We start from the raw sequence: 9,879 nt of genomic DNA on the forward strand, positions 1-9,879 counted from the left end.
AACTCTATGGTCGTACCCGTCAAGGATACATCAGAAAGTTCGTTCGTTGGGTCCGCATCAGCATCGTCCGTGTTCAAGGCTGCAAGCTCTGCATCCACATAGGCCTTGGTAGCCGCGTCCTGTGCATTGGTAGGGTCCGCTAAGTTTGTAATCGAGCTGTTACCTGCACTGGCGCCCTCTGTCAATACTTCTGACAGTGTCTGGTCATCCGTGTCAATCAAAGCTGCAATATCAGCTAAAGCAATTGAAAAAGTAGTTCCTTCACTATCTGTTATAACCAAATTTGTATTTGTACCATCTATTGCATAAGAAGTAATTACGGTATTGGTATCTACTCCCGCTACTATATCGGCTAAAGGAACAGAAACTGTATTGGTATCAGAATCGGTAACAACCAAATCTGTACCAATAACTTCTATTCTATCATTTGTTGTGTTTGTATCTGCCAGAACATCACTCAAACTACTTAAATCAGCCACAAGAGTTCCTCCATTTTCCAATGTCAAGGTCAATTCATTGGTGGTAGAGTTAAAATTAAATACTTGTACTTGTTGATTATCAGAGGATGTTAATTCCCAAGAATCACCATCCCAAAAATAAATAGTTCCTGTAGTGGTGTTTACATAAATATCACCAGTATCCGCTCCAGATGGGGTAATTGCTCCAGAAGCAGAAACATCTGTACCACTAAGCACCTCACAATTACATTGATCTTGTAATGTTACCGTGGTTTGCCCAAAAGCAAATCCAGATAAGAATAGGGAAAATAATAATAGAACTTTCTTGTTCATGACCTTAATTTTACTTGTCTTTATCATAGCTGATAAAATCATTTTTGTTTTAAACTCTTGTAGGTGAATAATTTTAAAATCTCAAAATGGTTCAACTACACCCTACAAAATTAACTTTGTATACCCCAGATTAAAATAAATGTTGTGTAAGTGATAATTAGTATTGTATAGTTCTAGAAAAGTGAGGTCTTCAACTAATGAAATCCTAAATTTAAGAGAAGGTATTTTACCGATTAACCCAATAATATTACCGCATACCGAAAATCATTTTAAATGTGGAACATCGAAGTTTATATAAAAAACACTAGCTTTTTTTAACTCGATAGGTTATTCTTCTATTAGTGATTACTCGAGTAACTTTTACAGTTAATATGGCCACATTGGAAGCGACCGAAGTACACCCTGAAACAATGACCCTAAATTGATTTCCATTGTCCGAAAGTGATACATTGTTCAGCGATAAAGTATCTGTATTTGTTCCACTGTAAGTTCCGGTATCAGCTAAATCAACCCAAATAGAACCATTAAATTGTTGCCATTGATAGGTATCTGTATCGGCTGAAATCACTGAAAAGGAAGTAGGGTTTCCAGCAAAACTGGTTTCATCTTCAGGCTGAGTGGAAATCGATGGGTTATTACTTATTGTTATTGTCGTAAAATCAGATATGTTCAATACCGGATCGCCAGACATCCCTCCATATTCCACTACATAGCCTTGGGGTTGATAATCACCTGAACCAGCTCCCGTATTGGACAAATCGTTCCATGATCCGTTAGGGTTTACGTTGGGGTGGGCAATATGTGCATAATCTTCTCCAGCCGAGTCATTGGGTTCACCAGCATTCCAAAAAGCAAAATTAGGGGTGCTTCCTCCAGCCGCCCCGTTCCAAAAAACGGTACCTGCTTCAGGACCAGTCACCCACTGCCAAACTCCTTCTGTAGCAGCATCACTACCTCCTATCCATCCCGTTCCTTGAGCTTGTGTTCCCGAAAAATCAGCCTCCTCTTGTGATGTGAGTGTTGCTAAATATCCCTGAAGACCATTATACGTTCTAGCGCTTGCAGCAGTATTGGCATTGGTCCATGTTATTCCCAAACTAGGAATATATTCATAATAGTGCCCTGTACCCGGTAAAAAATTTGCCAAACCAGCCGTGATTGAAAATTGTCTTGTTCCAGAAGGGGTCAAGGAGCTACTTGAATATTCAACAGCAAGTACTGCCGCCTCAAACTCAGCCAATAATGCTGGACCGTCAAGGGAGAGTTTTCCTTCTGCGGCATCCCATGAACCGGTAATATTAGGGTGTGTCCCAGTAAGAGTTAGTAAATCCTCTCCATTTACATACCCTGTTGATATCTGAATGTATACCGCATCCATTGAAGTATCATCTGAATCAGTTATACTAATGGTCTCCACTATTGGTGTAGAATCCCCAGTACAATAATATTGATTTCCTGTAGCGGTTACTTCAGGGGGCATACTAGAGGCAGAATCATCAATACTGTCCCTATAATCAACATCCCCACCCGTAGCGGCATCATTGTCCCAATCTGGAAGCACCATGGAACCACCTGCGGTAGTTAGAGGGTCATCAATCTCTCCTCCAGGATCGGCATAACCGGTCGTAGCATCTGTTGCATCATCCAAACCATCCCCATCTGAATCTAAATTGTCCAGGGTAAACCATGTTTCTGAAGTATCCGAATTCCCATCATTATCACTATCGATATCCATAAAATCCGGTGTACCATCACTATCTGTATCTGGTGGGGCTATACCTGCAGTTTCATAGGCATTATCCAAACCATCACCATCCGAATCTGTATTGGTGGGAGCTGTATACCCATTGGTCGACTGTGCTTCCACATTATCTGGAATGCCATCGCCATCACTGTCTAAATCCAAATGATTGTAAACTCCATCACCATCTGTATCCATATTATAGCATGTAGATCCTCCTCCATAACTTGCCCCGTAGACCCTTGCACCCTGATTCCAAGCTGTTATTCTAATATATTGCAAGGAACCGGTAGCAGTAAATGTTACTTCTCTTATTGCTCCAGGGACAGTACCCCCAGCATCTGCCAAATAACCGGTATCATTACCCACTGCATCTGCCCTTCTTATTTGCATATCGGAAGTAGAAACTGCCGGATCTGCTCCTAAAAAAACACTTACCGTAGTTCCATCTGGTATAACTCCAGCAAACTGTAAAAACAAATAAGATGTTCCTCCAGGCCATGTTGTTGGGTTTTGCGCATATGTGTTACCCGGAATACCCTCAGCATTGGCAACATTAGTAAAGTATTGAATATTAGTTGCTGTTTGGACTTCAGCTCCTGATACACCTCCACATTCATCTACATCTAAAATTCCGTCATTATCATCATCTATATCAGATGTATCATAAACCCCATCACCATCTGTATCGGTAGTATCTACCGGGGTACCTCCACAGTCCGAGTATAAAATTGAGAAAGGAATGTTTTGTTTTGCTATAGCGGGCCCTTCATATTGAACAGATAGGCTTTCTCCACCACCATTTTCATAAAACAAAATAGTAATAGAATGAAAATCGGCGGTCAATGAGACCGTACCAAATCTTTCCTGAGACCCATGGTCACCATCATTGTTGACAACTTCTACCCCATTGATATACAATTTGGAACCATCGTCCGAATTGGTATAAAATGTATAGGATCCAGCTGTTGCAATATCAATAAACCCTGAATAACGTATTCCATAGGCGTCTGTATCACCTGGATCCACAGTATTTTGTAAAGCACCTACATTAAAATCTGTGATGACCCCTGTTCCCAAGGCTCCAGTTGTGGGAATATTATTCACAGTATTTCCAGCTGGAACACCATCATAAAATTCATAATCTAACTCACCGGGACATGGAGGAAGAGGTATTTCTTCTAAAGTTAGCCCTTTAGTATACGGTAATTCTTTTGCAAAAGCAGTATTTATGGAAGGAAAAAGGAAAAAAAACAAAATACATATTACTATTGACTTAAAATGTATAGTTAAGAATAAATGGTAAATAGAATTCTTGAATTCTTTGTACCCAACTTTGAATACGCTTGCAATATGGTTTTCCATACCACAAACTTAATCATAGGGCAATCTGACAAAAATAAATGTTGTGTAGCTATTTATTTGAAGGGTAAATAGTATAAAAAAAGATGTTTGGTTGTAGGAAAATTACTATTTATTGTTAATTTATTCCTACTTTTATTAAGAAAATTTCTATAGTTAGTTCTTGTTTACTCTATACGTTATTTTTCTATTGGTTATTACGGTTTCTACCGAAATGGTCAAAGTAACCTCACTGGATGTAATAGGTGTACATGAAACACCTCCCGTATTTGAGGCAATAACTCTAAAAATATAACCATTCTTATCTATATCAGCGGAATTTACCGTCAACGATGCACTTTGGGTATTAGAATACTCCGTGCCGTCCGATAAATTACTGAAACTACCCCCGCCATTTGTACTTACTTGCCATTGATAAGTATCAGCATTTGCAACCGTTGCCGAAAATACTCCATTATTACCCGCAATTATACTTTGATCAGTAGGTTGTCCCGTAATCGTAACCGGGCTTATTGTAATGGTTTGGGTAACATCCGTGGTATTACCGGCATCATCTGTAATCCTATAGGTCCTAGTAATAATTTCTGGATTTGTTCCCCCGTCACTCACATCACCAATAAACGTAACTACTGGGTTTACAGTACAATTATCTGCCTCATCGGTAACAACAGTTATATCTGATGTTGGTACATCTCCTGTACAAAAAACCGTAACCGCACCTGGATCACTAGCCGTAGGGGCCACATTGTCAACAGAAATTGTGGTAGTTGCCGTAATGAATAGGGTAGGATCACCAGACATGCCTCCATATTCCACAACATAACCTTGGGGTTGATAATCTCCACTTCCTGCCCCTGTATTTGAAAGATCGTTCCATGAGCCATTCGGGTTTACATTGGGATGGGTTATATGCGCATAGTCTTCATTCCCAGCCTGGTTGGGTTCATTCGTATTCCAAAAAGCATAATTAAACGGCGCGGTAACACTACCACCAGCTGTACCGGTCCAAAAAGGTGTACCAGCCTCAGGTCCCGTCACCCATCTCCAATCACCCTCAACTGCTGCATCACTACCTCCAATCCAGCCAACACCTGGTGCCTGAGATCCTGAAAAGTCCGCTTCTTCTTGAGAAGTCAATGTTGCTAGATATCCTTGTAAACCAAAATGGGTCCGGGCACTAGCTGCAGCATTGGCATCTGTCCATGTTATTCCCAAATCTGGTACATATTCATAATAATGCCCAGTATCTGGCAAAAAGTTTGCTTCTCCAACGGTAATGGAGAATTGTCTTGTTCCTGTTGGTGTTCCAGAACTTGAGTATTCCACAGCCGCTATTGCCGTTTCATATTCCGTATAAGTTGCCGAACCCGTTAGCGAAAGTTCCCCTTGAACAGCATCCCAGCTTGATGAAATATTAGGGTGAGTACCTGTAAGTGTCAATAAATCTTCTCCATTTATATAGCCTGAGGATATTTGGATATACACTGCGGTGGTTGTGGTATCATCTGTATCGGTTATACCAATGGTTTCTACAATTGGTATAGAAGTACCCGGACAAAAAGCTTGGTTTCCAGTTGCCGTTAAAACCGGGGGATCATTTGTGGGAAGTGTTACGGCTATCTGAAAATCATCAATATATACAAATTCCCCGCCTTCCCAATCTCCATATTGCCATGTACCATCATTAATAAACCTAATAGTGGTAGACCCTGAAATATAAGCAGTAATATCATAGCTAAAAGTGCCTGTTGTAACACTATTATTAAATGTACCTATAGTAGTAAAGCTGACACCATCCGAAGAAGCTTGAACACTTAATTGTTCATACTGACCACCACCATTATCCAGTCCTGAAGTTTGCCATTCAAAAGTCAACATTGCACTAATAGCCCCAGTTAAAAAAGCAGTTCTACTAATCTGGTGACTATTTCTTGTAATATCCTCAAAGCGTAGGTCACCACCTGTGATTTGTATTCTTCCAGATCCGGGATTGTTATTATCATTTGTTTCATTCCAATCTGCCGCAAAACTGGATGTTCCATCATTGTTACCATAAGATGCCGTACCAAACTCATCCCTATAGGTTTCTTGGCTAAATCCTAAAGAAGCCAATAAAACAAAAAATACTAAAAACTTATACCTAGAAGTAGGTTTCATAGAAATACTATATAATTATACGAGTATAAAAATAGAATTGTAAAATCCTAGCTTCTAAAAATTGTTGTGTAGTTGCTTAATTAGCATGTGAATCCCTTGTAACCTGCTGTTTATCCTTTTATGAAAAGGGGATAAACATCTGAAAATCAATTAGTTGAGTAGTAATAATCTTACATTGTGTAAGTATTTTCAACCATGTAAGTAGGTTGACCCTTAACACCCATATTGCATACTTATTCTAAAATAATAAACTCCGATCTACGGTTTAATTGGTGCATATCACTAGAGCATCTTACGCCATCAGCACATTCATTTATTAATTTAGTTTCTCCGTAACCTTCCCCTTTTAATCTATCTGCTGAAATACCTTTAGAAACCATATAGTCCACAGTTGCTTCTGCTCTTTTTTGGGATAACCATAAATTATAAGAGTTTTTACCTCTACTATCTGTATGTGAGTTAACTTTTATTTTTAGGCTAGGATATTTATCCATGGCGGCGATTACTTTTTGAATTTCTATTTCAGCATCCAAACGAATATTAAACTTATTTAAATCAAAATAAATAGTGCTTAATTGCAATAGCTTAGCTAAATCATCCCCGAATCCAGCAGTTACCGTTTCCCTCTCTAAATAGAAGTCAATAATCCTATTTTTACCATCGGATTGGTTTAAATACTCTTCAGATGGAACATATCCCTCAATGGAAGCACGTACAAAATTACCTTTATTACAATCCAAGGTAAGGAAATATTCCCCAGAGGAATCCGTAAAAGTAGATGATATAACTTCATTGTTTTCATCAATTACCATTACTGTAGCACCAATAAGAACATTGTTAGATATTTTATCCCTTACAGTACCTGTTACTTGTTGGTTACATTCAAATGAAAGGGGTGTATTCTCCACAAATTTATAGATATCATCCTCACCCATGCCCCCTTCTCGATTGGAAGCAAAATACCCTTCTTTACTTTCTTCGTTAATAATAAAGGTGAAATCATCTTCCTTACTATTAACAGGCCTACCTACATTTAATATAGGTTCATGGTACTTCTCTCTAAGAATTTTAGTAGCAAAAACATCTAATCCCCCTAAGCCTAGATGACCATCTGACGAAAAATATAAAATCTCATCAGAAGTTACAAAAGGAAACGTTTCCCTGGCCGTTGTATTAATGTTATCTCCTAAGTTTTCAGGTGTTCCAAAGGTTCCATCCTTATTGATAGTGACTTTAAAGATATCGGACTCTCCAAATGTTCCCGGCATATCCGAAGCAAAATAAAGTGTTTTTTCATCTGGACTAAGCGATGGATGGGCAATAGAATAAGAATCACTATTGAAGGGTAAGTCCTCTATATAGGCCCATTCCCCATTCTCCATAATAGCCCGAAAAATCTTAAGTCTTATGAAACCGTCTTCATCCTTTACATATTTACCTTCTTTGCTTATATTATTTCTAGTAAAATATATGATATTACCATCTTTTGAAGAGATAGAAGTGGACTCGTGCAACCTACTATTAATATCATTGCTAAGTTTGGATACACTTCCTTTTGAATCACCATCGGTATTGATTTGATATAAATCCAAAAAATCTTTTGAATTCCATGTATGTCTATATCTAGCTAAATTACCTGTATCCCTGTCCGAAGAAAAAATAAGCCCTTTTTTATAAAAAGCTGGAGCAAACTCAGAATATATAGAATTATATTCAAAAGGTTCAATAGAATATCTACCAGAGTTTTTCTCTATTTCCTCCATATAATCCCTTTCGATCTTATTTTCTGGGTTGTCAGTGATTTCCACAAATTTTGCCATCAAAGCATCGGACTCTTCGTATTGCTCCAAAGATCTTAAAGACTGTGAATATCTAAAATAATACTCCGGTTCTAAGCTTTCACTATACTCAGCAACCAGTTTTTTGTAAATTTCAGATGCGTCCTTATAGTTGGCATTAAAATAATATGAATTTCCCAACTTCTTCAAAAGGTCAGAAGAAGCATACCCCTTATCCAAGACCTTTTTATAAATATCTATAGCAGGCCTAAAAGAATATTCCTCATACTTATCATTGGCTTTATTGAGCAATCTTTCCTGAGCAATAATACTGCTCGAAAATATTAAGGTTACAACTACTATAAATATCTTTTTTGTCATTTATTCTCAAATTAAAAGAAACGGGGTGATACCAATCGCTGGAATGATTTTACTAATTCCCATCTTATAAAAAACTCAAATGAGCCATCATTAAACTGAGTTCCACCTAATTCTGTAGTTTCCTTGTCATATGCTAATCCCAACATCAACTGATCTGTTAGTTGAAACCCTACTAAGCCACTAATAGCCGCATCCCATCTATAGGCCGCTCCAAAACTAAATTTATCATTAAATAAAAAAGTACCCGAAAAATCCAACTGAAGGGGAGCTCCGCCAACTACCTTAGACAAAAGAGCTGGCTTAAATTTTAAGTTCCCATTCAAATCAAGCACATATCCTGTTATAAAATAAAAATTGATTTGCTCTTTGGACAAAAATTGAACAGAATTTGCATCCCTTTGGGAATTGTCAAAATATTCTGATTCCAATAAATTAGGTGAAGATAAACCCGCATAAAATCTATCTGTATGGTAATATGCCCCAAAACCGAAATTAGGGCTAAAGCTATTATTTATATCATTTCCGTCAACAATTTCCGCATCAAAATTCCGTAGGCCATTAAAATCCAAATTCAATACATTACCTCCCGCCTTAAGTCCAAAAGATAACTTAGCATGTTGTGCTACATCAATGGTATAAGAAAGCACAGCATCAAAATAGGTTTCTTGTACTACTCCATCACCAATATTATCATTAATAATAGATATCCCATAACCCAATCTACTATTTCTAATTGGGGAATGAAGATTTAATGTAAATGATTCCGGAGCACCTTCCAAACCCACCCATTGTGACCTATACAAACCCGCAATACTTAACTGACCACGAGATCCGGCATAGGCCGGGTTTACAGTAATTGTATTATACATGTATTGTGTATACTGAGCATCTTGTTGTGAAGAAACACTTTGTACTATTAAGCCCAATATTAAAAATGAAATTAAGGCAGTTTTTTTAACCATTATACAGTTTTAAATATTGTTATTCACTAATGTACAGATAATTACTATCTACAACTCTTCCCTTTGGGGTTTGATACTCAAAGATATAAAAATATACACCTGAAGGAAGAACCTCTTGTGCGCTTATAGTTCTTCTGACCTTTGATTTTCCATTGAAAACATTATTAATATTGTTGTAGTTTACCCCTTCATATACAGCAGCTCCCCATCTATTAAAAATTTTCATAGAGTTATTCTTTGCGTTCTCAACCCCTTTAATAAATAAGAAGTCATTTTTTCCATCTCCATTTGGTGTAACCATTTGGTTTACTAATACAGTTTCCGTTTCTTCTGGTGGAGTGTCATCGGTTGGGTCCAGATAGTCAGGGGTGCCATCGCCGTCACTGTCGTCATTGGTCGGGTCTCCGTCATTGTCAACATCCTCATCCGGGGTGTCCAACCCATCACCGTCATCGTCAAGATCCCTATAGTTAACATCCTCCGTGCCGTCCGTATCGGGAAGGTCGTTCGCTGGGTCGTCTATCTCATCGTTAACATCAAAGCCATCGTCAACATCACTGCCCTCATAGCCATCGTCCAGGCCATCGCCGTCCGTATCCGTGCCCGTATAGGCCCAATCGGGAACTCCGTCAAAATCAAAGTCGTTCCCCTCGTTGTTGTCGAACACAAGGTCGTTGTCACTGTCATCGTCCAAATAATCAGGGTTG

At 38.3% G+C, this 9,879-nt stretch carries 6 protein-coding genes; all 6 read right to left on the reverse strand.

Annotated elements, in window-relative coordinates:
• The coding region (locus GGR42_RS05435; RefSeq protein ID WP_167961620.1) for a hypothetical protein at positions 1 to 791 on the reverse strand (791 nt) is incomplete at its 3' end.
• A 304-nt stretch (positions 792 to 1,095) separates the two neighbouring features.
• Positions 1,096 to 3,897, reverse strand: a complete 2,802-nt coding sequence (locus GGR42_RS05440; protein WP_209023925.1) for a PA14 domain-containing protein — start codon at positions 3,895 to 3,897, stop codon at positions 1,096 to 1,098.
• 153 nt (positions 3,898 to 4,050) lie between these two features.
• Positions 4,051 to 6,051 carry a C-type lectin domain-containing protein gene (locus GGR42_RS05445; RefSeq protein WP_167961624.1) on the reverse strand — a complete coding sequence of 667 codons (2,001 nt, stop codon included), beginning with the start codon at positions 6,049 to 6,051 and terminating at the stop codon, positions 4,051 to 4,053.
• 233 nt (positions 6,052 to 6,284) lie between these two features.
• Positions 6,285 to 8,210, reverse strand: coding sequence for an OmpA family protein (locus GGR42_RS05450; protein WP_167961626.1), 1,926 nt, complete (start codon positions 8,208 to 8,210; stop codon positions 6,285 to 6,287).
• Between the two features lie 11 nt (positions 8,211 to 8,221).
• On the reverse strand, positions 8,222 to 9,172 hold the full coding sequence (locus tag GGR42_RS05455; RefSeq protein WP_167961628.1) for a PorP/SprF family type IX secretion system membrane protein: 951 nt from the start codon (positions 9,170 to 9,172) through the stop codon (positions 8,222 to 8,224).
• 19 nt (positions 9,173 to 9,191) lie between these two features.
• Positions 9,192 to 9,879: T9SS type B sorting domain-containing protein (locus tag GGR42_RS05460; RefSeq protein ID WP_167961630.1), on the reverse strand; the 688-nt coding region annotated here is incomplete at its 5' end.

Origin of the sequence: Saonia flava, from assembly GCF_011927795.1 — a bacterium.
GTDB lineage: Bacteria > Bacteroidota > Bacteroidia > Flavobacteriales > Flavobacteriaceae > Saonia > Saonia flava.

Bases quoted from the DNA above. Each gene is read 5' to 3' on its own strand.
- GGR42_RS05440 (WP_209023925.1), bottom strand. From the start codon at position 3,897: ATGGAAAACCATATTGCAAGCGTATTCAAAGTTGGGTACAAAGAATTC.
- GGR42_RS05445 (WP_167961624.1), bottom strand. From the start codon at position 6,051: ATGAAACCTACTTCTAGGTATAAGTTTTTAGTATTTTTTGTTTTATTG.
- GGR42_RS05450 (WP_167961626.1), bottom strand. From the start codon at position 8,210: ATGACAAAAAAGATATTTATAGTAGTTGTAACCTTAATATTTTCGAGC.
- GGR42_RS05455 (WP_167961628.1), bottom strand. From the start codon at position 9,172: ATGGTTAAAAAAACTGCCTTAATTTCATTTTTAATATTGGGCTTAATA.